The sequence below is a fragment of the Natronoglycomyces albus genome, from assembly GCF_016925535.1.
Classification (GTDB): domain Bacteria; phylum Actinomycetota; class Actinomycetes; order Mycobacteriales; family Micromonosporaceae; genus Natronoglycomyces; species Natronoglycomyces albus.
On the sequence record NZ_CP070496.1, the window covers coordinates 209,775 to 233,028 of the forward strand.

The following is a 23,254-nucleotide window of genomic DNA, read 5'->3' on the forward strand; positions in this document are numbered from 1 at the left end:
GTCACCTCAATCCGATCCACCTGTGCTGCGACAACCGACCGATGCGGCCGCGCCGGCGGCTGGCATGACACAACCGGAAAGGAGTTCACGTGTCATCTGGAATCAACCTTGATCCGGCCGCGTTGGAGAACGCGGCAACAGCGATCCGAGGAACCGCCAGTGAAGTGAAGAACGTTGCCGACTACGCACGCGAAGCCGACCCGGATGTCTGGATCTGGGGCATCCCCGGAACCCTTTTGGCGGCACCGTACTACTTCATGTTCTCCGAAATGCTGCACGAATCCATAGCGGGAGCCCAAGAAACAGTGGAGGGTTTCGCCGAAATGTTGGACGAGTGCCGCCGCAACCAGGTCGAAGCCGATGAGGACATGGCCAAAGTGTTCCTCGACCTTGACGGCGAGCTAGAAGGGAAGTTCAAGGAATGAACCAGCCCCAGGCACCCGACTGGCAAGACAACGCCCCTAGTCAAGGCGCGACCGCCAACACTCTCGAAGGATGGAAACCCGACGTCCTGGGAGCCGCGACTAAGGTCGGTCACTTCAAGGGCGTCGAGGGAATGCTCGACGTGACGGGCAAAGCGAGCAATATCGAATCGTTGACCGATTGGCCCAAGGCCGCGATGTTGGCAGAGTCCATCATCAATAAAGGCGAAGCCATCATGAACGCCGCCGAAGGGTTCGAGAAGGCAAACGAAAAGTTCGGCAAGGACCCGTTGGCGTGGGTGTCGGGCACGCTGGTCAGCTTTGTGATCGACCTATGCCAGCCGCTGGAAGACCTGCTCGGATTGGTCACCGGCAACGAAGGCCGCATGAAGACCTCATGCGAAATGTGGCTGACGGTGATCGAAGGAGCCCGCCAGACCGGAAACTACATTGGAGAGACCGGGCTGGCCGCAATGGAGGGCTGGGAGGGCGACGACGCCGATGCCGCCCGCGAGCGCATTGTGGAGATCGGGCGAAGTCTGCAATACATGAGCCTGTGGTCGGTCGGCCTAGCCGCCGCCTTGCGTGGCTACGCGATCATCGCCAAAAAACTCGAAGACAAGGTGAAGGAATTTCTAGGCAAGATTGTTAAGAAAGCCATCACCCAATGGCTGCCCAAGATGGCATCCGGAGTAGCCACCTTCGGGGCCACGACCGCCGCCACGATCGCCTTCGCCGCGATAACGATCGCCAGCTACATCATGATGGCCTACAACCTCATTCAGGTTGCCATCAACATCTTCAACATGATGGGCGAACTCATCAACCTGGCCCAGGAAGGGCTGGACGACCTCAATGGCGTCCTCAACTTCTTCAAGTAAAGAGCAGCCGAGTCAGAAATGGGGTTAGACGGTGGCTCACCATAGCCGCCGTCTAACCCCGAGGCTTACGCAAAAGGCGCTTTCGGCGTTCTCATCGGCTCGTTGAGGAGCCCAAACTTTGCCTCCTGCGGCCGTGAACTTGCACTTTTGCGTAAGCCTTCCCAAGTGTCGCGAAAGCGAGATCGTCTACCAGGAGCACGATCGCGGTAGAGCCCTCGCCCGCGACGTCACCCATTGACGGCTCGGCTTCCCTAGCCGAGGAGAGTGGCATTGACCGACGCCAACCGCACACCAGGGACACCGGATGCGTAGCCATCAATGAGTTACCCCGAGCCCGCCTGCTGCCAGCACAGGTCGAGCCCGTATCCAGCGATGCTCACACAAGAGTCGGGCCCACGAGCGCTTGCACACCCGACTCGGAGAAGGACGGACGCGCCCCTTCGGCGAAGGTAAACGAAGAGACGCGCCCGTGTGAGCAGGCCAGCTGGTCTAGGCGCGCGATCAGGCTGTAGCCGGTTCGCGCTGCGGGGCGCACAAATACTGCGCGTAGGCGGGCAAGGTCAGGAATGTCGGATAGTCCTCGCCCAAAGCGCATTCGGTGAAGATCTCATGCGCCTCATCGAAACGGTCACCCTCGAAACGCTCCATCTTGGCGAACTCCTCGGCCATGAGCTGTGTAACCCATTCGCGGGTCACCGTACGCCCATCGTCGGTCTTAGACCCGGCGTGAATCCACTGCCAGATCTGCGACCGCGAGATTTCGGCCGTAGCCGCGTCCTCCATCAAGTTGTTGATCGCCGCCGCGCCGTTACCGCGCAGCCACGACTCGATATAGCGCACCCCGACTTCCAGATTGGCGCGGATGCCCTTCTCGGTGATGAAACCGGAGGTCGACTCGATGTCGAGCAACGCCTTGCCGTCGGGCACCACGTCTTCACGCAAGTGATCGATCTGGTTGGGCTTATCGCCCAAGACCCCATCGAAGACCTCCATGGCAATACCGACCAGGTCCGGGTGCGCCACCCAGCTGCCGTCGAAACCGTCGTAGGCCTCCCGAGTCTTGTCGGCCCGGACCTTCGCCATGGCCGTCGCGTTGGCCTCCTCGTCACGGCGGTTGGGAATGTTCGCCGCCATCCCACCAATGGCCGAGGCCCCGCGCCGATGGCAGGCCCGCACCAACTGTTCGGTGTAGGCGCGCATAAACGGCGAGGTCATCGTGACCAAATGCCGGTCAGGAAGCACGAAACGGCTGCCACGATTGCGGAAGTTCTTGATCACCGAGAAGATGTAGTCCCAGCGGCCGGCATTCAGCCCCGCGCTGTGGTCGCGCAGCTCGTAGAGAATCTCCTCCATCTCAAACGCGGCCGTGATCGTTTCGATGAGCACCGTAGCCCGGATGGTGCCCTGTGGAATGCCCAGCAATTCCTGGGCCAGGACGAACACGTCATTCCACAGTCGCGCCTCCAGGTGCGACTCCAGCTTCGGCAGGTAGAAGTACGGCCCCCGCCCCTGATCGATCAGGCGCTGCGCGTTGTGGAAGAAATACAGCCCGAAATCCACCAGGCCACCCGAGACCGGCACCCCCTCCACGCGCAGATGCCGCTCGGCCAAGTGCCAGCCCCGCGGACGAACAATGATCGTCGGCAGATCAGTGAGCTTGTCACCGTTCAACGCATACGACTTGCCCTGCTCAGAGGTGAAGTCAATGCGCCGAAGGAGCGCATCGGTCAAGTTCAACTGCGCGTTGATGACGTTGTGCCAGCTAGGAGTAGAGGAATCCTCCATATCCGCCAGCCAACACTTCGCCCCCGAATTAAGGGCGTTGATGGTCATCTTCTTCTCACACGGGCCCGTAATCTCGACCCGGCGGTCCTCCAGACCCGGCGCCAGCGGAGCCACCCGCCACGACGGATCCTCCCGCACCCCCGCGGTTTCGGCCAAGAACTGCGGGTCAGCGCCGTTCGAAATCTGGTTGCGACGAATTTGGCGCGCCTGCAACAGTTCCTGGCGGCGTCCCACGAAAGCGTGGTGCAGCTTGCCCAGAAACTCCAGGGCCTCAGGGGTGAGAACTTCGTCTTGGCGGTCAATGGTCGGGCCGCTCACGGTCACGGCCGGAGTGGTCTCGGCGAACAGGCTCATGGCTACCTCCTCGGAGGCGTCGTAGGTGGAAATCGACGGAAGTTTCGCGGTGGCATTGACAGCATCGTCAATGCCACCGGTGCGTGCGTGTGGTCAGTTGTGCGAGTCCCATATCAGGGTCCAACAGGATTGCCCTCAACGGAACCATTTGCCGCAACCGCGCTTAGGGCCGCCCGGTCGGCTATACGGTTCACTAGCCGCCCTTGGAACTGGGTTACCGCGCTGGCCGGAGGCGCTTTAGTGGAACTGACCTGCCTCGGTCGAGCCCGCTAGGGCCAGGGTGGAGCCCGTCGGGTTCAACGCGGTGGCCACTTCGTCGAAGTAACCGGTGCCGACTTCCCGCTGGTGTTTGGTAGCGGTGTAGCCGCGCGATTCGGCCGCGAACTCGCGTTCTTGCAGGTCCACATAGGCCGTCATGCCTTCCTTCGCGTACTTGTGGGCGAGGTCGAACATGGAGTAGTTCAGGGCGTGGAAGCCCGCCAGGGTGATGAACTGGAAGGTGAAGCCCATCGCGCCTAGCTCGCGCTGGAACTTTGCGATGGTCGCGTCGTCGAGGTGACGCTTCCAGTTGAACGATGGCGAGCAGTTGTAGGCCAACATTTGGTCGGGATATTCGGCCTTCACCGCTTCGGCGAAACGGCGCGCGACCTCCAGGTCGGGGGTGCCGGTTTCCATCCAGATCAGGTCGGCGTATGGCGCGTAGGATTTCGCGCGGTCGATACATGGCTCGATGCCGTTGTTGACCCGGTAGAAGCCCTCGGCGGTGCGTTCGCCGGTGAGGAACTTGGCGTCGCGTTCGTCGATGTCCGAGGTGATCAGCGTGGCGGCTTCGGCGTCGGTGCGGGCGACGATGAGGGTCGGCGTCCCGGCGACGTCGGCGGCCAGACGGGCGGCGTTGAGCGTGCGAACGTGCTGGCTGGTGGGGATGAGCACCTTGCCACCCAGGTGGCCGCACTTCTTTTCGCTGGAGAGCTGGTCTTCCCAGTGGACTCCGGCGGCTCCGGCGTCGATCATGCCTTTCATGAGCTCGAAGGCGTTGAGCGGGCCGCCGAATCCGGCTTCGGCGTCGGCGACGATCGGCACCAACCAGTCCTGGACCGACTGGATACCTTCGGCGAATTCAATCTGGTCGGCGCGCAGGAGGGCGTTGTTGATGCGGCGCACGACCTGCGGGACCGAGTTGGCCGGGTACAGCGACTGGTCCGGGTAGGTCTGGCCGGAGATGTTGGCGTCGGCGGCCACCTGCCAGCCCGACAGATAGATGGCGCGTAGGCCAGCTTTGACCTGCTGGACAGCTTGGTTTCCGGTCAGGGCGCCCAAGGCGTTGGTGTAGCCGCCGTTGGGGGCTTCTTCGGTCAGCTGCTTCCACAGTTTCTCGGCGCCGCGCTTGGCGAGGGTGCGTTCCTCTTGCACTCGTCCGCGCAGTTTGATGACGTCCTGCGGCTGGTAGTCACGGGTGACGTTTTCCCAGCGCGGGTTCGCGGCCCATTCGAGGCTCAACTGCTCGGCGGTGAGTTGCTTGTCATCGTGGCTAAAGGTGTGGTCGGTCATCTCGATCTCCTGTGAGTCGCCGGGCCGGTCGCTGGCGCGGTGGCCGGTATGTGTGCCGTGGAGACGTCTTGTCGTTAGGTCGCTGCCTCCTGCCTTCAATGTTTCTCTCCTGACAAGCAGAAATCAGCATAAGTTACTGGAAAGTTCGGCAGTTCTTCGCTTACAGTAAAAAAATGAAAAAGAACCCACTGACTGATCTGAGCCCTGAAAGCGGCGCTGCGCGGCCTGATCCTGCAGCTGCGCGAGGTAAGAAACTGGCATCATCGCAGGAAAATGGCCATAACATGGCTCACAGTCCGTGGGGAGCGGCTGAGGCGGCCCAGTTGAGTTCCGAACAGGATGAGGCCATCGACCTCATCGCGTTGGGGAAAAGAATCCGTTTTTTGCGCAAACAGCAATCTCTGACGCTGGACTCCTTGGGGGAGGCGGTCGGGACTGCCGCCTCGCAACTGTCGCTGATAGAGAACGGCAAGCGGGAGCCCAAGCTGTCGATGCTGCGTGCATTGGCCCATGAACTGGGTGTTTCCACCGATGAACTCTTGGGAACGGAGCCTCCCAGCCGGCGGGTGGCGCTGGAGATAGAGCTGGAGCGGGCCCAGCGCTCGGCTCAGTATCAATCGTTGGGGCTGCCAACCGTGCGGGTCTCCTCGCGGTTGCCTACCGAGGTGCTAGAAGCGCTGATCGGTCTTCATCATGAGGTCGACAGGCAGGTCAATTTGCACGCGGCCACCCCCGAAGAGGCGCGCCGGGCGAACACGGAGCTACGGCGGCGTATGCGCGACAAGGACAATTATTTCGAGTCGATCGAAAAGGAGGCACATCGGCTGTTGACCGCGGTGGAGTACCGTTCGGGGCCGCTGTCGCAGCACATGATTTCGCACTTGGCCTCGTATCTGGGCTTTACTCTGCATCATGTCAACGACTTGCCGCACTCGACGCGGTCGGTGACCGACCTGCGGAATCGGCGGATCTACTTGACGCAGAACAAGGCCAGTTCGCACGATCCACGCACGGTGTTGTTGCAGGCCATCGCCAGTCAGGTGTTGGAGCTAGAGGTGCCCTCGACCTACCTGGAGTTTCTGGGGCAGCGGGTGGCGACCAACTATCTGGCGGCGGCGCTTCTGGTGCCAGAGTCCAGCGCGGTCAAGTTCTTGCGGCGAGCGATGGACGCCAAGCAAATCGCGGTGGAGGATTTGCGCGATAATTTTGCCGTTTCTTACGAAACGGCCGCCCATCGCTTTACCAACTTGGCCACGCATCACCTCGGGATTCGCACGCACTTTCAGAAGGTTCACAAGTCGGGGATCATCTTCAAGGCCTACGAGAACGACGGGGTGACGTTTCCGCAAGACCCCACTGGCGCTATCGAGGGGCAGCCGGTGTGCCGGTTCTGGACCAGTCGCGAGGTCTTCGACGTTCCGGATAAATTCAGCGCCTATAACCAGTACACCGACACGCAGGCGGGTACGTACTGGTGCACGGCGCGCACCGAGCGAGGCCCTGATGGGGAATTTTCGTTGAGCATCGGGGTCCCCTATGAGTCGGCCAAGTGGTTCCGAGGCAAGGAGACCACTGAGCGTTCGGTGTCGCGGTGTCCGGACCCCGACTGTTGTCGACGGCCGCCGCCGGATCTGGCCGCCGCCTGGGCCGGTCACGCCTGGCCCAGCGGGCGGGCGACCTCCTCGCAGCTGGCGGCCATGCCTCCGGGTTCGTTCCCGGGCGTGGACGAAACTGAGGTGTACAGGTTCCTGGAGGCGCATTCGCCCAAGAGTCAGCCGGGGCGTCGCGGGCATCGGCAGGGTTCGGCGGGCTGAGACCTGCGGCGCATGCATGCCCGCAAGCCACCGCCCGCCTGCCCAGCCGCAAGGCGAACCTGAAACGACCTGCCTAGGTCAGCCGGGTGATGCTGGCGTCCCAGCGGGGCGTGCGGCCGACCCACTTGGCCACGTCGTCCACGGCAGCGCGCAAATGTTCCTCGTCGGCGATCGCTGAGTTCCATTCGGCCGCCTCGACCACCAACTCATCTTTCACCCGCCGCAGTGCCACGCGGCCGGGAACCCGCGCCCCGACATAGATCGGCAGGCAATAGTAGCCAAATGTCCGCTTAGCTTGTGGCACATAGATTTCGATTTTCCAGTCATGGCCATGTAGGCGCCGTAGTCGTTCGCGGTACCACACCAGCGGGTCGAACAATGACACCGCGACCGCGTGATCCTCATCGACGGTCGGCACGTCCGTCAGGTCCGGGTCAATCCACACTTCTGGGCCCCATCCTTCGATCGCGACCTGTGGAAGCGCCAGCTGGGCGATGGCTTGTCTAGCTGGGGCGACGCGCATCCGAAAGTAGTCGGCCAGGTCAGCGGTGGTAGCCACGCCCAGGGCCTTGATGGCACGCAGGAGGAGGACCCGACTGCATTCGTCGGCCTCCGCATCCCATTGGTGCGCAGATGGAATCGTGTCCTCGGCCAGCCGATAGACCCGCTTGAAACCGGCCCGGTCAGCACAGACCGCCTCACCTGTCCACAACATCCATTCCAGTGCCCGCTTGTGCTCCGAAGGCGAGCCCCATCCGGTCTCCTCAGCCAGGCGGACTGGCGCGGAGGGGAAGTCGGAGACGGTGGTGAAACCCCGATCCCGCAAAACCGCTCGAGCTTCGGCGAGCGCCTTTGGGTTCGGGTCGGAGGGTCCTTTGTCTGGCAGGCGGTATAGGGCGCGGCGGGAGGCGAAATACGGCCATAGCTCGACGGGGACCAGTGACATCGCGTGGGCCATGAACTCGAACGAGGCGGCCTCCTCGCGCTCTTCGAGACACGTGGTGGCCGCCTCGACAGTGGCACCACGGGCCAGCATCGTCAGTTCGTGAGCACGACGGACCGAGGAAATCGTGTCCAGCTGGATGCAGCCCAGTTGGCTGAGCAAGTGCCGATAGGCGTCGATCTGCCCGCCAGCGTCGGCCTGATCGGTGGGGCGGTCGCTGCTGTCGGGCACACGGACGGACTGTAGCTGCGCGTGGGCGGCGATTCGCCGGGCTTCGTCGACAGACAGGTGATCAAGCATGGAGTGTTCCTTCGGCCGGAGTGGGTTTTTCACGGTAACGCGCGGGTATGACGCGATGGTGCGGCCAGTTCGAATTTAGGACCAATTTCGGAGCGCAAGGGGTATCGCTGCTGGTGAAGGGAGCAAGACGCGCGGAAACGATTATTTCATCACCCGATGAATAACTGTGCTACATTGAATTCATCAGATGCTGAATTAAGGAGAGGGTCATGACACCCGCCGCCACCATCAACCACCTCAACGTCGACCGCGGAGGCCGCCCAGTCCTCCGCGCACTCAACACCCACATCAACACCGGATCCATAACCGGCCTACTCGGGCCCTCCGGCTCGGGCAAAACCACGCTGATTCGCGCCATCGTCGGAGTACAAAAAATCCGCTCAGGCTCCGTCAGCGTCTTCGGCCTCCCCGCAGGCAGCACCGAGGTGCGCCGCCGCGTCGGCTACGTCACCCAACACGCCGCGATCTATCCCGACCTCACCGTCGAAGCCAACGTGCGCTACTTCGCCGCCCTCTACGGGGCGAACACCCACGACGCCGACCGTGCCATCACCGAGGTGGGAATGACCGACCACGCGAAACAACTGGCCGCCAACCTCTCCGGAGGACAAAAAACCCGCACCTCCCTGGCCTGCGCCCTCGTCACCAACCCGGAAATGCTCGTCCTCGACGAGCCGACAGTAGGCCTCGACCCGGTCTTGAGAGAAGAACTGTGGGACCAATTCCGGGCGCTGGCCGCCTCCGGTAAGACGCTGGTGATTTCCAGCCATGTCATGGACGAAGCCGAACGCTGCGACCGGCTGTTGTTGCTGCGGCAAGGGCGGTTCCTCGCCGATGACACGCCTCAGCGGCTCCTAGAAACCACCGGAGAGGCCACCATGGACCAGGCATTCTTGTTCCTGGTCCGCCAACGTGCGACCGAAAAGGAGGCCTGAGATGAACCTCCGGCACACCCTCGTATGCGCGGCCCGCGTGCTGCGCCAGATTAAATCCGATCGCCGCACCATCGGCATGATGCTGGCCGTGCCAGCCCTGCTCATGACATTGATGTACTTCATCTTTGAGTCCTCGCCAGAAGTGTTCAATCGAGTCGGGCTCATCATGCTGGGCGTGTTCCCCTTCGTGCTGATGTTCTTGGTTACCAGCGTGACCATGCTGCGTGAGCGCACTGGCGGCACGCTGGAGCGGCTCATGACCACCCCCTGTGGCAAATTCGACCTCATCGCCGGTTATGCCATCGCCTTCGGGCTGGCCGCCGCCGCGCAATCGTCGATTGCCGCCGCGGTCGCCTATTGGTTTCTGGGGTTGGAAACAGTCGGCTCCGTGGGCCTGGTGGTTCTCATCGCTGTCGTGACCGCCCTACTGGGAATGGCGTTGGGGCTGCTGGTGTCGGCCTTCGCGCGCAGCGAGTTCCAAGCCGTACAGTTCATGCCGGTGGTCGTGGTTCCGCAATTGCTCTTGTGCGGCCTGATCTGGCCGCGCGAGGAAATGGCCGGTTGGCTCCAAGCGGTATCGGACCTCTTGCCGCTCACCTATGCCATCGAAGCGCTGGGCGAGGTGCAGGTCAACGCCGAGGCCACGGGAACGCTGTGGTTCTCTTTGGGCATCGTCGGCGGTGCCGCGATCGTGGCCGTGATCGCGGGGGCATTGACACTGCGCAGACGAACGGCCTAATCCATAGGTACGCTTCTGAATCGTGGATTCCGACATGAAACGCAGCGGACGCAGGCCCGGTAAGCCCGATACTCGCGAAGAAATCCTTGTCTCGGCGCGGGAACTCTTCGCCACGCTCGGTTTCGACCGGGCCTCCGTCCGCCGCATCGCCGCTGAGGCAAACGTCGACCCGGCGTTGGTCCACCATTACTTTGGTTCGAAAAACGACTTGTTCTTGGCGGCGGTCGATCTGCCCTTTGACCCGGCGGTGAAGGTACGCACGGTGGCCCAGCCGGGAGTGGAAGGGCTGGGGGAGCGGCTGATCCACATGTTTGTGACGATGTGGGATTCCCCGGCCGCAGAGCGGCTGGTGGCTCTATTTCGGGCCGCGCACGGTGAGGAACAGTCGGCGAACTTGGTGCGCAAGGTGTTCGAATCGCGCATCATGGATGTCCTCAATGGGGTTTTGGGGCAGACGGTCGACCACATTGACATGCGGGCGAATCTGGTGGCCTCGCAATTGTTTGGACTGGCCATGACGCGCTACATCTTGCGTTTGCAGCCATTGGCGTCACTGTCGGTCGCGGCTTTGGTAACGATTTACGCACCAACGGTTCAGCGGTATTTGACGATGGATTTGTCCGCAGTTGTGAATGAATGAGCGCTGTGGCACGGCACCCCGACGCCGCTTCCGGTCGCTAAAGCCTTTCGAATCAGCCGCCAGTGGGCTTGGGGTGGCCGTTTTCGCAGCGGGCGGTCGGGGGCTTGGATACGCTGAAGGGTGACCATTTCCGGCAGATTCGCCTAGAGCGGACCCTGTCGCAGCGACCGCGGCCGAAGGGTGGCCCATGTCAGACCCCAACCAAAATCCGTCGCAACCTCAGCAGCCAGACCAACCCCCATGGCCCGGCCAACCTTCGCCGCCGTCTGAGCCGCCAGCTGCGGGCCCTACCCAGCCAAACCTCCATCCACCTAGCCCACCCCAGCCTCCGCCGGGTCCACCGCCGCCGGGCTACCAGTCGCCTGGATACCAGCAACCCGACTATGGACAGGGTCCGCAGCAGGCATACCAGGCCCCCGCCTACCAGCAGGGGTATCAGCGCCCCGAATACCAAGAGCCCGGATATCAATACGGCTATCAGGGCCATGCCTCGCAACAGCAACAGCAAAGGTCAGGTTCGGTCGCGACCATCGCGGTCGTGATCATGCTGGTCTTGCTCTTGATCGGTGGTGCGGTAGGCGCGTGGTGGTACTTCAGCGAGCGCCATGACGGCGACAGTGCGGTCCTACCGACGATCACCGGCCAAGAGGACGACCAGGCCGATGAACCCGAGGAGGAAGAGGCTCGCATCGAAGACACCGAAGCGGGTCTTTCCTATGAGATGCGCGAGGGTTGGACGTTTACCGGCAGCGAAGAGCTGATCGACGAGTTCTCCTCTGAATACATGATCAACGGGGACGGCACAAACGAAGACGTCGGCGTCATCTATGGAGCCTGGGGCGAGCCGACAAACGAGCTGGCCTTGGCCCAACGCGCGGAGGATATGGTCCTCAACAACGCCTACTACTTCTTCCCCAATATCGAATCGGTTGAGGAGCTGTCCTCGGAGTCGACCATGGTCAGCGACATCCCGGCTCATGATTCGCGCATTCTCATCAATGATCCCAATGAACCACAGATGTATGTGCGGGTGTTCGTGGTCGAAAACCAGGGCCGTCTCGCGGCCCTGATCGGGTTTTCGGACGACGGCAACGATGAGGTCACCGGTCAGCTCAACGAGATCATGGACTCCATGGAAGTCATTGACCACGACTGACAGGGGCCAGACCCCCTGAACCTGTGGCACAGCGGCCCTGTGGCATCGACTGATTACTCTAGCCTCACATACCGATGAGTGATCAGGGTTGACCTCGAGCAGTGGAATCGGGTCGGGCCCAGGACGAGCAGGAGGGTCGCAATGGCGTACTCGAATCCGCACCAGCCCCATCCGCAGCAGCCGGGCTACCCGCAGCAGGGCCACTCGCAGCCGGGCGGCTATCCCCAAGCTGGTCACCAGCAACCGGGCTATCCCCAACCGGGCTATCAGCAACCCGGTTATCAGCAACCGGGCTATCCACCGCCGGGATACAGTCCTCCTCCACCGCAACCGAAGGGATCAGGCGGGACGGTCGTCTTGGTCGTGGTGCTGCTCTTGCTCGTCGGTGGAGGTGGGGTCGGGGCGTGGTGGTACTTCGGTCAAGACGGTGAGGACTCCTCTGTGGTCGCCGACGATGCGACCGATCACGAGGAGGAGGGCCAAGCGGATCTCGATGATTCTCCCCGCCTGGAGGACGTCGAAGCTGGCCTGACTTACGTGGAGCGCGACGGGTGGGAATTCCACGACGGTGACGACCTGCTCGAGGAGTTCTCTTCGCTGTACATCGTCGACGGAGGCACTGGCACCAACAACTCTGCGGCCATCTACGGAGTATGGGGCCCAACGGGGGCCGGAACCGACCTGAGATCCGAGACCGAGGCGACCATCCACAACAACGGGATCTTCTTTGTGCCCTCAGGTGTGGTGGACCGTGAGCTGGAATCCGGTCCCTCCACTGTGGGGTCACTCGAGGCCTATGACATAAGCCAAGTGATCACCCACGACGAAGGGCCCGACATCTATATTCGCGTCCTGCTGACCGAGCATGAGGGCAAACTCCGGGGCCTCATTGGCCTATCGGACTACAGCGACATGAACCTCACCGACGAACTCAACGAGATCATGGACTCGATGCAGGTGCTCGGAGCCGACTAGCCCCCGAGGCTTACGCAAAAGGCATTTTCGGCGTTCCCGTTGGCTCTTTCACGTGCGTAAACTCCGACTCCTGCGCCCTTGAATCCGCACTTTTGCATTAGCCTCCCCGCGTGGAGTCCCACCCGACTCAGCGAACCAAACTGGCCCGGCCCCCGAGGCGAAATGCCCCAGCGGCCGGGCCGCAGCGTCTAAAGATACTGGCCCACCGGCTGATGGGGCAGCATCTGCGCCACGGTTGGCGACGAGTCGCCCCGCTTCGCATACAACTCCGCCAACGTCATCGGTTTGGACGGCGACGAACCGTCGCCCAGCCACGCCGCGGACTCCTCGCCAGACAGCTCACCGACCTCAATTTGGGCCAGGCACCGGCCCGGTCGGATCACGGCCGGGTGCAGACGATCCAGTGGCTCATTGGTCGTGATCGCCACCAGAATCTCCCGACCCTGGCCCAACAACCCGTCGGTCAGATTCAGCAAGCGGGCCAAAGACTGCCCCGTCGCGTCCTTGGCCTTCCCACTGATCAGCTCGTCACAGTCCTCCACGATCAACAGCCTCCACCGCCGATGTCCGTGCTCCTCCCCGCACAAGCAGTCGATATCGTTGCCGATCACGACCTCCATCAAGTACGAAGGATCGTTAAAGAACGCCTCAGGGTCCAACACCGTGTCGACCTGACACCACTCCTGCCACTCACGTGCCAGCGCCCGCAGCGCCGTAGTCTTTCCAGTGCCAGGCGGCCCATGCAGGAGCAGCAACCGTCCGTTGACATCCTCGGCCGTGGTCTTCATGAGCGAACTCAAGGCCGAACCCGACCCGCTCGCATAGTTGTCACGAATATCGTCCCACTTTGGGGCCGCGATGGAACGGCCGTTGCGGAACGGTCCACGCGCCGAGCGATACCAAAAGCCCATCTCGACGTTGTCCTCCGAGACCTCCTTATCCGTCCCGGCCGCGTCCGCGACCAGATCGGCGATCTCCTCGGCCCGTTCCATCGTCGTCGCCGTCACTTGGATTTGGCCCGACCCGCCCCGGAAACGCTGCACCCGCAGCGTCCAGTCCTCACCTTGCGACATTTGCGCCCACGTCATTCCGTTCGACGTGCGCAGCACTTCCCCGCCCGCAGGAACCAAATCGGCCCGCTCGCTCATATAGTCCAACGAGCGCGAAACCGAGTTGGGTTGCTCACCGGCCAGGTAAGCCTGGAGACTGAGGAGACTGAGCACTCCGGACGGGTCATCCGTGCTGTCAATGGTGAAATGCATAGAAGTTGAAGAACCACTCTTTCCTACGAAAGTTTCTATCTGTGAGCGTTGCTCGATGCTAGCCATTGCACTCCAGGATGTCCTGAGGTTTTTAGCCGAAGCGCGCACAGACCCGGTGGTGCTTTCGCGACCCTGAGTCTCCGCCGAGTGCCAATCTGCGGTGTACAACGCCAACCACGTGGCGTCCGTGCTGCGTCCACGTTCGCCACGTCCCCCGAGCCGGCGTGCCTCGACAATGTTCGTCTTAGGTATGTGGGGCAATCGTGAGGCTCATGCAAAAGGCACTCTCTGTGCTCGTGCAGGCTCTTTTGCCAGCGTAAATGTGCCCTCCGGTGGCTTTGAGCCCGCACTCTTGCACATGTGTCTCAGCAAACCCCGTCACTACAGAGCTGAATTCGGGTCGCACCTGAGAGGCACCCTACGTCACCGCCAGGTGTCCCACCGGCGCCAACCTGAACCCGGCTCATCGTCCTTACCGCGTCGGCACCACGTGCCAAAGCGCTTGTGGAGAAACTCTGCCCCTATCTAACGCGATGCGGCCCCCGGGCCCACGCTGACCCGAAGCCACATCTGAAATGTGCGACTCGCTCAATGCCGCCTGTGGCGCGAAAGGGACCCCCCGACCATAGGTGACCTGCGGCATTGAGTAAGGATCGAAGATGTGACTACCACGTCAACCGACCAAGTACCACTGACAGACACCCGACCGGAAGCACCCCAGGGTGCTTCGGGCTGCCTGCGTTTCGTCGTCCTCCTCACCGCGCTATTCACCGCCACCTGCGCGACCGCCGTGGCCCTGCAATGGGGCGGAGCCGTCGACATCGTGGAGCTTCCCGGCCTGTCCACCGCCGACCCGACCGTGGCGTGGACCTCAGGCTTCCTAAAACTGGCCGGAAACCTCGCCGCCGTCGCCGCGGTCGGCCTCAGCATGGCCGCAGCGTTCTTCATCTCCGGTCGAGAAAACGCCCCGACCAGGCTCACCGCGCAGGGATGGCAGTGGATGCGGATGGCTGCCGCAGCAGCTATCGCGTGGGGAATTATCCTACTGATTCGGGTGCCGGTCGATTACGCCGACACATTCGCCCGGCCCCTGGGCGAAGTCACCACCGAAGGCGCATGGTCATACGCCACCCAGTCTGATCAGGGCCAAACCCTCCTTTTGGCGGCCGCGCTCGCCCTTGTGGCTGGAATTCTCGCCGCCACCGCCTTGAGCGTGTCCGGCGCGGTGTGGACCGCCCTCATCGCTCTCGCCGCCGCACTGCCCCCAGTGTTCACCGGACACTCGGCCTCCTCGGGCAACCACCAAATCGCCATCGACTCGATGCTGCTGCACGTCATCGGCGCAGTGCTATGGACCGGCGGCCTGCTAGCCCTTTTCCTCGCCCGCGCCGCCACCGGCAAAGCCCCAACCACCACCGGCAAACAACGCCGCCAACGAGCCATACCGCTCCACCTGGCCGCCCGCCGCTACAGCCACCTCGCCCTGTTGGCCTTCAGCGTCGTCGCCGTCTCCGGAATCATCAACTTCATCGCCCGCGAACCACTGGAATCACTCCTCACCTCCTCCTACGGCGCCATCGCCACCGGCAAAATCGTGCTCATGGCCGCATGCGGCTACCTCGGATGGTGGCACCGACGCCGCACCCTTCCCCAACTGCGGGCCGGCAAACCCAGAGCCTTCGCCCGACTAGCCGGGGTAGAACTGGTCATCATGGCCGCCACCTTCGGCCTCGCCAGCGCCCTCGCCCTCACCCCACCACCCGGAGACGACACCGGCACCGTCGAGGCCACCACAGCACTGCTGGGCTACTCCCTCGACGAGCCGTTCCGCTGGTCGGCCGTCGCCACCACCTGGTACCCCAACATCATGTTCTGCTTCCTCGCCCTCATCGCCGTAGGCTCCTACCTGGCAGGAGTCCGCAGACTACGCAAACGCGGCGACACCTGGTCAGGCGTGCGCACATGGGTATGGATAGCCGGATGGGCCCTCATCGTGTTCGCGACCTCCTCGGGCATCGGCAAATACGCCATGGCGATGTTCAGCGTCCACATGGTGCAACACATGGCCCTCAACATGGCCGGACCAATCCTGATCGTCCTGGGCGCCCCCACGACCCTCGCACTACGAGCCCTGCGCCCCAACGTCGACCGAGGCCCACGCGAATGGCTACTGTCGATCCTGCACTCCAAATGGGTCAAGGCAATCTCACAACCACTGGTAGCGCTGGCGATCTACATGTCAAGCCTCTACGTCATGTACCTGACCCCGATGTTCGAATGGGCCATGGACTCCCACGTCGGGCACACGTTCATGCTGCTGCACTTCCTCGCCGCCGGATGCCTGTTCTTCTGGGTCATCATCGGACCTGACCCGAAACCGCGCGACGTGTCCTACCCAGCCAAAATCCTCATCTTCTTTATTTCGCTGGTCTTCCACGCCATCTTTGGGCTCACCCTCATGATGACCACCAGCGTCATCGCCGAACCCTGGTACACAGCGCTGGCGTTGGAGTGGAACGCCGACTTGTTGGACGACCAGCAGACCGGCGGCGGCATTGCCTGGGCCTTTGGGGAAGTCCCGTCGTTGTTTGTGCTGGCCGCGTTGGTAGCGCAGTGGTCGAAGTCCGAAGAGCGTGAGGCGCGGCGCATCGACCGCGTCGCGCAGCGAGCCCAAGAGTCGGACTCGCCGGAGGACGACCCGCACGAGGTCTACAACGCCTACCTGGCGCGTTTGGCTGAGGAGGACCGCAAGCGCGCCGAAGCCGGTCAGTAAATCGATTAGGTGTCGGCCCAGGCCTCGTCCGTGCCGCTTCGGCGAGCTGGAGCGTAGCGCCCTTGTTCGCTCCATGCCGGAGGGGGCAGGGGAACAAATCGCACGGGAGTTCCCACGCGCGCCTGCGCCGCCTGCGCCATCGCCTCGTGACCCACCACGCCAATGACCGGGTAGCCGCCGGTGGTCGGATGGTCGGGACCGAACACGATCGGCAGCCCATCGGGCGGCACCTGTACCGCACCGGTGACGATGCCCTCGCTGGGTAGCTCGACCTCATTGACTCTGCGGAGGGTTGGCCCGGTCAGGCGTAGGCCGACCCGGTTGGAATGCTCTGAAATCTCCCAGGTCTCCCGGGAGAGCACGGCGACCGAATCGGGACTAAACCAGTCGTGTCGGGGCCCCAAGTGCAGCGGCAACACCAGTTCCGCTGGCATCCCTGGCCACGGTGTCGGCCACTGCGTCTCGTAGGGCGGACGCGCTGGGGCGGGGCCGAGTGGAATCGTGTCGCCCTGGCGTAGGGGAGCTGGGCCTAGACCCGACAGCAGACACGTCGAATGGCTGCCCAGCACGGCTTTCGGATACAGTCCGCCCGAAATCGCGATATAGCTGCGTACCCCTGCCGTGGGCGCTCCAGCCTCCAACACTGAGTTGGCGGGCAGTTTCACTGGCTGGCCCCACGCCACCGGCACGTCGTCCACTGTCACTGGACATGGAGCCCCGCCGACCACGACAGTGACGTCTCGGTAGGTGCGAAACGCGCAGCCGGTCAATGTCGTCTCCAACGCGCATGCCCCTGGCGGGTTACCCGCCAATTGGTTGGCTTGCTTCCACGCGGGCTTGTCGGCCGCGCCCGAGTGTGGCACCGCCAAGTGCGCCCAACCGGGTCGCCCGGCATCCTGGCAGGTTGTCAGGGCCCCGGCTCTCACGATCTCGATCGAACTCATCGGCCATTCCCCTCCTCGTTGGCGGTGCGGGTGGGCACCGCCGGGATGAAACGTACTGTCGTCCCCGGCGCCAGTAGCGCGGCTGGCTCGGCGGTGGGGTCGAAGAGCGGTCGTGAACCGACCATGGTGCCGATCAACTGCCAGCCCCCAGGGGTCTCGCGTGGATAAACACCGCACCAGGGGCCCGCCAAAGCCACCGAGCCAGCGGGGACCCGCGTGCGTGGGCTGGAACGTCGCGGTACGTGCAGCTCGCTGGGAGCTCCTTCCAAATAGGCAAAGCCAGGCATGAAACCACAAAATGCCGAACGGTAGGTGATGCGGCTGTGCAGATCGGGAACCTCAGCTGGGGAGACGCCCCACATGTGCGCGACGTCGGCCACGTCTGGCCCGTCGTACAACACGGGGATTTCCACGTGCCCGGTCGCCTCGCGCGCGGTCTGCTCGATGGCCCAGTTCCGGATTCGGGCCGCTAGCGCCTCAGTGTCCTCAACTCCGTCGAGCAGCACCGTTGTCGCCCCTGGGATCGCGTCTGTGACATCCAAGGCCCCGGAGCGGCGGTGCTGTTGCACTTGCTGGTAGCAAGCGGAGGCAGCCTCCGCGGTGCCGCATTCGATGAGGAGTCCGCGTGGCCCCGCAGGCAGTGGTGTGAACTGCGGCCGGAACGTGTCGTCATTGTCCACGTCAATCTCCTCTGTTCAATTGCGGGTCAGCCAACCGGCCGCCCCGTCTAGGTCATTGCCAGGCCCTCATGTGAAGGCCTCTACGTCGATGTCGTGGTCTTTGAGCGCTTGGCGCACTGAGGCGGCCATGGCCACCGCCCCAGGTGAGTCCCCATGCAGGCACAGAGACCGGGCTTTGACGTTGACGGGTCGCCCGTTCGTGGCCACCACGGTGCGATGCTGCGCGATCGACAACGCCTGGCTGACCACTACGTGGGGGTCGTGATGCACCGCGTGCGGTTCGGAGCGGCTCACGAGCCACCCGTCGGGTCCATAGGCGCGGTCGGCGAAGCCTTCCCCGACTGTTGTCATTCCCTCTTCCTGGGCCAACTGGTCGAGCTCGCCGCCGGTCAGGCACAGCACTACGCGTGGTCCCGCGGCCAGCTTGATTCCCTCCACCACGGCGCGCGCCTGCTCTGGGTCTCGAATGACACGGTGATACAGCGCTCCGTGAGGTTTGACATAGGTAACGTCACTGCCCGCCGACTGCGCGAATACGCGCAGTGCGCCAATTTGGTAGGCGATCTCGGCAGCCAACTCCTCGGAAGGCACGTCCATCTCTCGGCGGCCGAAGCCCGCCAAGTCCCGATAGGACACTTGGGCGCCAATGCGCACGCCGGAGGCGACAGCTTCCTCGCACACTCGTCGCATGGTGGAGGGGTCCCCCGCGTGAAACCCGCAAGCGACGTTTGCGCTGGTGATGTACTTGAGGAGGCCGTGGTCGTCGGTGAGTTCCCAGCGGCCGAAGCCCTCGCCCAAGTCAGCATTGAGATCTATCGCCATGGGATCACGTTACCGAACCGGCACGCCTTGTGGAAGCTGCTTTCCGTTTCGTGCCCGTCTGCGGCCGGGGTCCAACGCATCGCATTGCGCCCCAAGCCATGCCTTGACCTCACTGAAGCGAAATTGGATGTCACTCACAGTTAATCTCGCCGAAGTGTCGAACGTCGTTTCGTTGGATACGATTCTTTCCGCAAGTGGTTGCCAACGCCAGTGCAACCACTCCCCTCCGATCAGGCATCACGGCGAGGCTTTCGGCCTCGGGCCGAAATTCGAGGTGCTGTGTCGAGCACCTCGCCGGAGGGGGGCGTCGCTCGATGGGGGCGGCGTGACTCACGCTTCGAAGCACAGCATCCCGGGAGGATCAATGGCGACCCCACCGGCACCTTTGTACCGCGACCCTACGTTCGATGGACCGGCCGATCCGACGGTCGTCAAGAACGCGGAGACCGGCCGCTGGTTCATGTACTACACCCAACGACGCGCCAACCGCCCCGCCAAGGGCGCTGAATGGGCGCATGGAACCGATGTGGCCTTGGCAGTCAGTCTCGACGGAGCCGACTGGCAATTCAAGGGAACGGTGAGTTTGGACTACGGGGAAGGACGTAACACGTTCTGGGCCCCGGAGGTCATCTTCGAGGGTGGACGTTGGCACATGTACGTCTCCTATGTCGAGGGCTGTCCCTCCGACTGGAACTCGCCGGCGCAGCTGCTGCACTTCACGTCGGTCGACTTGGAGGAGTGGACCTTCCAGTCGGTCATGGACTTCGGGCAGGAACGCTGCACCGACGCCACGGTCGCGAAGCTGCCCGATGGCACGTGGCGCTTGTGGTACCGCAACGAGGCTGGCGCCATTTACGCGGCCGACTCGCCGGATCTGTATGACTGGAAGTGCACCGGAGTGGTCATCAGCGGGCGCGTGCAGTCGGCCCCGAATGTCTTCTCACTGCGCGGCACCTACTGGATGTTGACCGACTCTCCCTCCGGCCAGTTGGTCTACCGTTCCACCGACCTCACCGAGTGGCACCAGCAGCCCATGCCGCTGTTGTCGACTCCGGGGCGGCGTTCGTTTGACGAAGCTCTCGGGCACGGCGCGATGGTGCTGCCGCAGGGGCCGGATTCCGGTTTCCTGTACTACTTCACCCAACCTGGTGGTGGCATCCGTTCGGTCATCCAGGTCGCGCGGGTCTTCGTGCGTGATGGTTGGCTGCGCTGCGACCGTGACGCACCGTTTAAGTACATGCTCACCGCCGCCAACACTCCGGTTGTGCGGGGAGGAAAGAGCGCCTGATGGCGGGCCTTAGAACCCACTTTTAGCGCTACTGACTTAACGCTTGGGGCGGACCTCCAACCAGAGGTCCGCCCCAAGCGTTCACAGTTCTTTTTGGGTCATCGCCAGGCCTGCGCGTTGTTCGGTGCGCACCGAACACAGAGCCCGCTTGCGCAGCCCGGTAGAGGGTTATGCAAACGGCACTTTCGGCGTTCTCCTCGGATCTCTTTGCCTCTGGACTGTCCCACCGCCCTTGTCCTCATCGCCCGCGACGAAGTGAAGGGCCAGGTAGCTGCCTTGATTGAGCGAATTGAGTTTCCTGGCTGACAGATGTCGCCAGTACAGCGGGCGCGCGTTACTGAGAGCCGGTGATGTCGAGGAGCTTTCGCGGTGGGCGCGGGCGGCTTTCAGCGCTTTGGGGGTATCCGACATCGTCGAGAGCTCAATTGCGCACACCGCGTCCGGTTCGCGCGCTGAAACCTGGACGGGGTGCTCCGGTCGACTACGGCTTTGTGCCCATTTAGGGGCACATCCATGCGCCCTACCAGTGAGGTGGGCGCTCTTCCATGAGTTCGAGGTCGCGCTGCGATAGGCCGCCCTTGCGCGGTTGGGGCGCCTCACCCCAACCGGCGTCAGTGTCCTCAAGCGTTTGTTCGGGTAGGAGATCGTCTCCGGAGAGGTCGACCGGTCGATCCGCGTCGCTCGCAGCTGGTTTTCCGGCGAGGTTGTCGTGGATTGCCATGGCCGAATAATACCGCGATCTAGTCGCTCGTGACGACCTCGTAGCCGGCCTCGTCGACCGCCGCCCGGATAGCCGCGTCGTCAAGTGCCGCCTCTGAGGTGACCACGGCGGTTCCCTCGGCGGCCGAAACCTTCACGTCCTTGACCTCAGGTAGGGCCGAAAGCTCTTCCTTGACGGCGCCTTCGCAGTGTCCACAGGTCATACCAGTGATGCGGTAGGTGGTTTCCATGTAAGTGTGTCTCCTTGCCGAAAGTGAGCTGGTGTGCGGGTTCTATGGGTCAGGAACGCAACAGGCGAGAGACAGCGGCGGTGGCTTCCTTCACCTTGGCCGCGGCCTCTTCTTCGGTGCCCTCAGCTTGGGCATGCGCGACACAGTGGCCGAGGTGGCCTTCCAATAGCTCCACGGCCACTGCCTGGAGCGCTTTGTTGGAGGCTGAAATCTGCGTGAGGATGTCGATGCAGTAGACGTCCTCGTCCACCATGCGTTGCAGCCCGCGAATCTGACCTTCGACGCGACGCAGCCGCGTTTGCAAGGCCTTCTTGTCGGTCGAGTACCAGTATTGCGCCATCGTGCGAACCTCCGCCTGTAACTATATACCCCTCTAGGGTATAACGGCAACCCCTCGTAGGTGCGAGAACGCCACCTGTAGCGGTATCTGCCAAGTCACGAAAAACCCTCGTGGATTTTCCGTTCTAGCCTTGCCATTGTGCAATCCAACATCTAACGTAAATCAAGTCGCAGCGGAGGAATCCGAGCACACCCCCGTGATCGGCCGCGCGACACCGCTTAACCGCCGAGGCTTCCAAACTACGGTGGACCGGGGACCCAATCTACCGGGGTGAATCCTGAGATGGCGCTTGCATATGAGCGCGGCACACTTCTGCGACGCGATCGCACCTAAGTCAAGGTGGCGTATTGCGGTCAACATCACAGGTAGGGCGACGAGACACTTCTTCCCGCCCGAACCCGTCAGCTAACCCGGTCGGCGGCATATCGGAAGAAGGAGCGCACTAGCTAGTGAAGATGCGGTACGCCGTAGTCGCACTCGCCTGCGGTATGGCTCTGTTGCCTGCCGGTCAGGCCGCGGCTGACCCCAGCCTGGAGGAAGTCCAGGCCGACTTGCAAGAGCGCGAAAGCGAGCTTGCCAAAGTCATCGATGACTTCAACGCCAGCCAGGAAGAGCTCAAGGCCGCCGAAGAGACATACGAAGAGCTGCAGGAAGAACTGCCTGAGCTGCAAGCGGTGGTCGAGGAGAGCTACGACTCGGTCGCCCAGATCGTCTCCACGGTATACACCGGGGGCGAATTCGCCATGATCAATTCCGTCTTGGGTGGGGACCCCGAAACTTTTGCCGACCGTTTGGGCTACTTGCAGAGCATTACCGAACTGCAAGGCGACGAGCTACGTCATCACATGGATGCCGTCAACGAGCTGGAAGAGCGGCTCGAAGAGGCCGAGCTACTGCTAGAACAGCAAGACGAAATCGTCAACGAGCTGGAAGAACAGCGTGAGGAGATCGAGGCGGAGATTGCCGAACTCGAAGATCTGCGCTCCCGCATCACCCCTGTCGAAGAGCCCAGCTATGACGCCCCGCCTGCCTCAGGTGACGCCTCGGTGGTGGTGCAGTTCGCTTACGACCAGCTCGGCAAGCCCTACCAGTACGGTTCGGCCGGACCGAACGGCTTCGACTGTTCTGGCCTCATGAAAGCCTCGTGGGCGCAGGCGGGTGTCAACCTGCCGCACAACGTGCAGATGCAGTGGAATCAGGTCTCCAAGGTCAGCCGAGACCAATTGCGACCGGGCGACATCGTCTTTTACGAGGGCATGGGACACAACGCCATGTACGTTGGTGACGGCAAGATCGTGCACGCTCCACGCACCGGAGACGTGGTCAAGGTGGCCAGCATCAACATCATGAGCATTGCCGGATACGGACGCCCCTAGCACGTCGCCGCCTCTCGTAGAGGTCGCCACTACCGACCCTTCGGGGTCGACCAGAGCCGCCCCTGTCGTTATCGCGAGGACGCCTCGGTGAGGGAAGCGCCAGCATGTGCCGATGAGAAAAGGTCCGTGTTCACGACACGGACCCTCTGACACGCTGAAGCCTCACCGGATCACCGTTGGCCGAAACCTCGGCGAAGCCCTCTGCGATCGTGCAACACTTTCTAGTGACAATGCAGGTCATAGCGTAACTTCTCCGCGGCGCTCCGCGTTGGAGAAGACGTGTGACCCACCAGCCCCCCGGCCGGGTCCAGGCAGGCCTATGCT

At 62.7% G+C, this 23,254-nt stretch carries 21 protein-coding genes and 1 riboswitch; of the genes, 11 read left to right on the forward strand and 10 right to left on the reverse strand.

Annotation, left to right across the window (positions count from 1 at the left end; translation table 11 throughout):
* Positions 1-89: 89 nt before the first annotated feature.
* Positions 90-425, forward strand: coding sequence for a hypothetical protein (locus tag JQS30_RS00890; RefSeq protein ID WP_213171538.1), 336 nt, complete (start codon positions 90-92; stop codon positions 423-425).
* A complete protein-coding gene (locus tag JQS30_RS00895; protein WP_213171539.1) occupies positions 422-1,303 on the forward strand; it encodes a hypothetical protein in 882 nt (293 codons plus the stop codon). The genes JQS30_RS00890 and JQS30_RS00895 overlap by 4 nt, the downstream gene beginning before the upstream one ends.
* A gap of 501 nt (positions 1,304-1,804) precedes the next feature.
* Here the strand turns inward: JQS30_RS00895 and aceB are convergent.
* The gene (aceB, locus tag JQS30_RS00900; protein ID WP_213171540.1) at positions 1,805-3,442 is read right to left on the reverse strand and encodes a malate synthase A; all 1,638 of its coding nucleotides are present in this window, start codon (positions 3,440-3,442) and stop codon (positions 1,805-1,807) included.
* Between the two features lie 237 nt (positions 3,443-3,679).
* A complete protein-coding gene (gene aceA / locus JQS30_RS00905; RefSeq protein ID WP_213171541.1) occupies positions 3,680-4,993 on the reverse strand; it encodes an isocitrate lyase in 1,314 nt (437 codons plus the stop codon).
* A 284-nt stretch (positions 4,994-5,277) separates the two neighbouring features.
* Here aceA and JQS30_RS00910 point away from each other — a divergent pair, with 284 nt between their 5' ends.
* Complete coding sequence (locus JQS30_RS00910) at positions 5,278-6,807, forward strand: helix-turn-helix domain-containing protein (protein ID WP_213172906.1); 1,530 nt, start codon at positions 5,278-5,280, stop codon at positions 6,805-6,807.
* A 73-nt stretch (positions 6,808-6,880) separates the two neighbouring features.
* Here JQS30_RS00910 and JQS30_RS00915 read toward each other — a convergent pair whose 3' ends face one another.
* Entirely contained in the window at positions 6,881-8,050 is a 1,170-nt protein-coding gene (locus tag JQS30_RS00915) for a DNA glycosylase AlkZ-like family protein (RefSeq protein WP_213171542.1), read from the reverse strand.
* Between the two features lie 209 nt (positions 8,051-8,259).
* On the opposite strand from JQS30_RS00915, the gene JQS30_RS00920 reads away from it, so the two are divergent.
* From JQS30_RS00920 to JQS30_RS00940, 5 genes are all read left to right on the forward strand, one after another.
* Positions 8,260-8,985: an ABC transporter ATP-binding protein gene (locus JQS30_RS00920; protein ID WP_213171543.1), complete on the forward strand. Its 726-nt coding sequence runs from the start codon at positions 8,260-8,262 to the stop codon at positions 8,983-8,985.
* A gap of 1 nt (position 8,986) precedes the next feature.
* Complete coding sequence (locus JQS30_RS00925) at positions 8,987-9,724, forward strand: ABC transporter permease (protein ID WP_213171544.1); 738 nt, start codon at positions 8,987-8,989, stop codon at positions 9,722-9,724.
* A gap of 34 nt (positions 9,725-9,758) precedes the next feature.
* On the forward strand, positions 9,759-10,364 hold the full coding sequence (locus tag JQS30_RS00930; protein ID WP_213172907.1) for a TetR/AcrR family transcriptional regulator: 606 nt from the start codon (positions 9,759-9,761) through the stop codon (positions 10,362-10,364).
* A 187-nt stretch (positions 10,365-10,551) separates the two neighbouring features.
* Positions 10,552-11,520, forward strand: coding sequence for a hypothetical protein (locus JQS30_RS00935; RefSeq protein ID WP_213171545.1), 969 nt, complete (start codon positions 10,552-10,554; stop codon positions 11,518-11,520).
* A gap of 141 nt (positions 11,521-11,661) precedes the next feature.
* Positions 11,662-12,495 (forward strand): hypothetical protein, encoded by an 834-nt coding sequence (locus JQS30_RS00940; protein WP_213171546.1) that lies wholly within the window; start codon positions 11,662-11,664, stop codon positions 12,493-12,495.
* Between the two features lie 188 nt (positions 12,496-12,683).
* Here the strand turns inward: JQS30_RS00940 and JQS30_RS00945 are convergent, their stop codons facing one another.
* Positions 12,684-13,823, reverse strand: coding sequence for a DUF5925 domain-containing protein (locus JQS30_RS00945; RefSeq protein ID WP_281398513.1), 1,140 nt, complete (start codon positions 13,821-13,823; stop codon positions 12,684-12,686).
* Between the two features lie 595 nt (positions 13,824-14,418).
* Here JQS30_RS00945 and JQS30_RS00950 point away from each other — a divergent pair.
* Positions 14,419-16,530: a bifunctional copper resistance protein CopD/cytochrome c oxidase assembly protein gene (locus tag JQS30_RS00950; RefSeq protein WP_213171548.1), complete on the forward strand. Its 2,112-nt coding sequence runs from the start codon at positions 14,419-14,421 to the stop codon at positions 16,528-16,530.
* Between the two features lie 5 nt (positions 16,531-16,535).
* Here the strand turns inward: JQS30_RS00950 and JQS30_RS00955 are convergent, their stop codons facing one another.
* The 3 genes from JQS30_RS00955 to JQS30_RS00965 all read right to left on the reverse strand — a co-directional run bounded on the left by JQS30_RS00955 (position 16,536) and on the right by JQS30_RS00965 (position 18,976).
* Positions 16,536-17,474, reverse strand: a complete 939-nt coding sequence (locus tag JQS30_RS00955) for a 5-oxoprolinase subunit C family protein (RefSeq protein WP_213171549.1) — start codon at positions 17,472-17,474, stop codon at positions 16,536-16,538.
* Positions 17,471-18,154, reverse strand: coding sequence for a 5-oxoprolinase subunit PxpB (gene pxpB / locus JQS30_RS00960; protein ID WP_213171550.1), 684 nt, complete (start codon positions 18,152-18,154; stop codon positions 17,471-17,473). Before pxpB ends, JQS30_RS00955 begins: the two co-directional genes overlap by 4 nt.
* A 66-nt stretch (positions 18,155-18,220) precedes the next feature.
* The gene (locus tag JQS30_RS00965; RefSeq protein WP_213171551.1) at positions 18,221-18,976 is read right to left on the reverse strand and encodes a LamB/YcsF family protein; all 756 of its coding nucleotides are present in this window, start codon (positions 18,974-18,976) and stop codon (positions 18,221-18,223) included.
* Between the two features lie 364 nt (positions 18,977-19,340).
* On the opposite strand from JQS30_RS00965, the gene JQS30_RS00970 reads away from it, so the two are divergent.
* Positions 19,341-20,264 carry a glycoside hydrolase family protein gene (locus tag JQS30_RS00970; RefSeq protein ID WP_213171552.1) on the forward strand — a complete coding sequence of 308 codons (924 nt, stop codon included), beginning with the start codon at positions 19,341-19,343 and terminating at the stop codon, positions 20,262-20,264.
* A gap of 520 nt (positions 20,265-20,784) precedes the next feature.
* Here JQS30_RS00970 and JQS30_RS00975 read toward each other — a convergent pair.
* Genes JQS30_RS00975 through JQS30_RS00985 form a run of 3 tightly spaced genes read right to left on the reverse strand, consistent with a single transcriptional unit; the run spans position 20,785 to position 21,554 of the window.
* On the reverse strand, positions 20,785-20,985 hold the full coding sequence (locus JQS30_RS00975; RefSeq protein ID WP_213171553.1) for a hypothetical protein: 201 nt from the start codon (positions 20,983-20,985) through the stop codon (positions 20,785-20,787).
* A gap of 19 nt (positions 20,986-21,004) precedes the next feature.
* Positions 21,005-21,214: a heavy-metal-associated domain-containing protein gene (locus tag JQS30_RS00980; RefSeq protein WP_213171554.1), complete on the reverse strand. Its 210-nt coding sequence runs from the start codon at positions 21,212-21,214 to the stop codon at positions 21,005-21,007.
* Between the two features lie 49 nt (positions 21,215-21,263).
* Complete coding sequence (locus JQS30_RS00985) at positions 21,264-21,554, reverse strand: metal-sensitive transcriptional regulator (RefSeq protein ID WP_213171555.1); 291 nt, start codon at positions 21,552-21,554, stop codon at positions 21,264-21,266.
* Positions 21,555-21,767: 213 nt separating this feature from the next.
* Positions 21,768-21,990: riboswitch (cyclic di-AMP (ydaO/yuaA leader) on the forward strand.
* Positions 21,991-22,009: 19 nt separating this feature from the next.
* Between JQS30_RS00985 and JQS30_RS00990 the strand changes: the two genes are divergently transcribed.
* Entirely contained in the window at positions 22,010-22,930 is a 921-nt protein-coding gene (locus JQS30_RS00990; protein ID WP_246498122.1) for a C40 family peptidase, read from the forward strand.
* Positions 22,931-23,254: the final 324 nt, after the last annotated feature.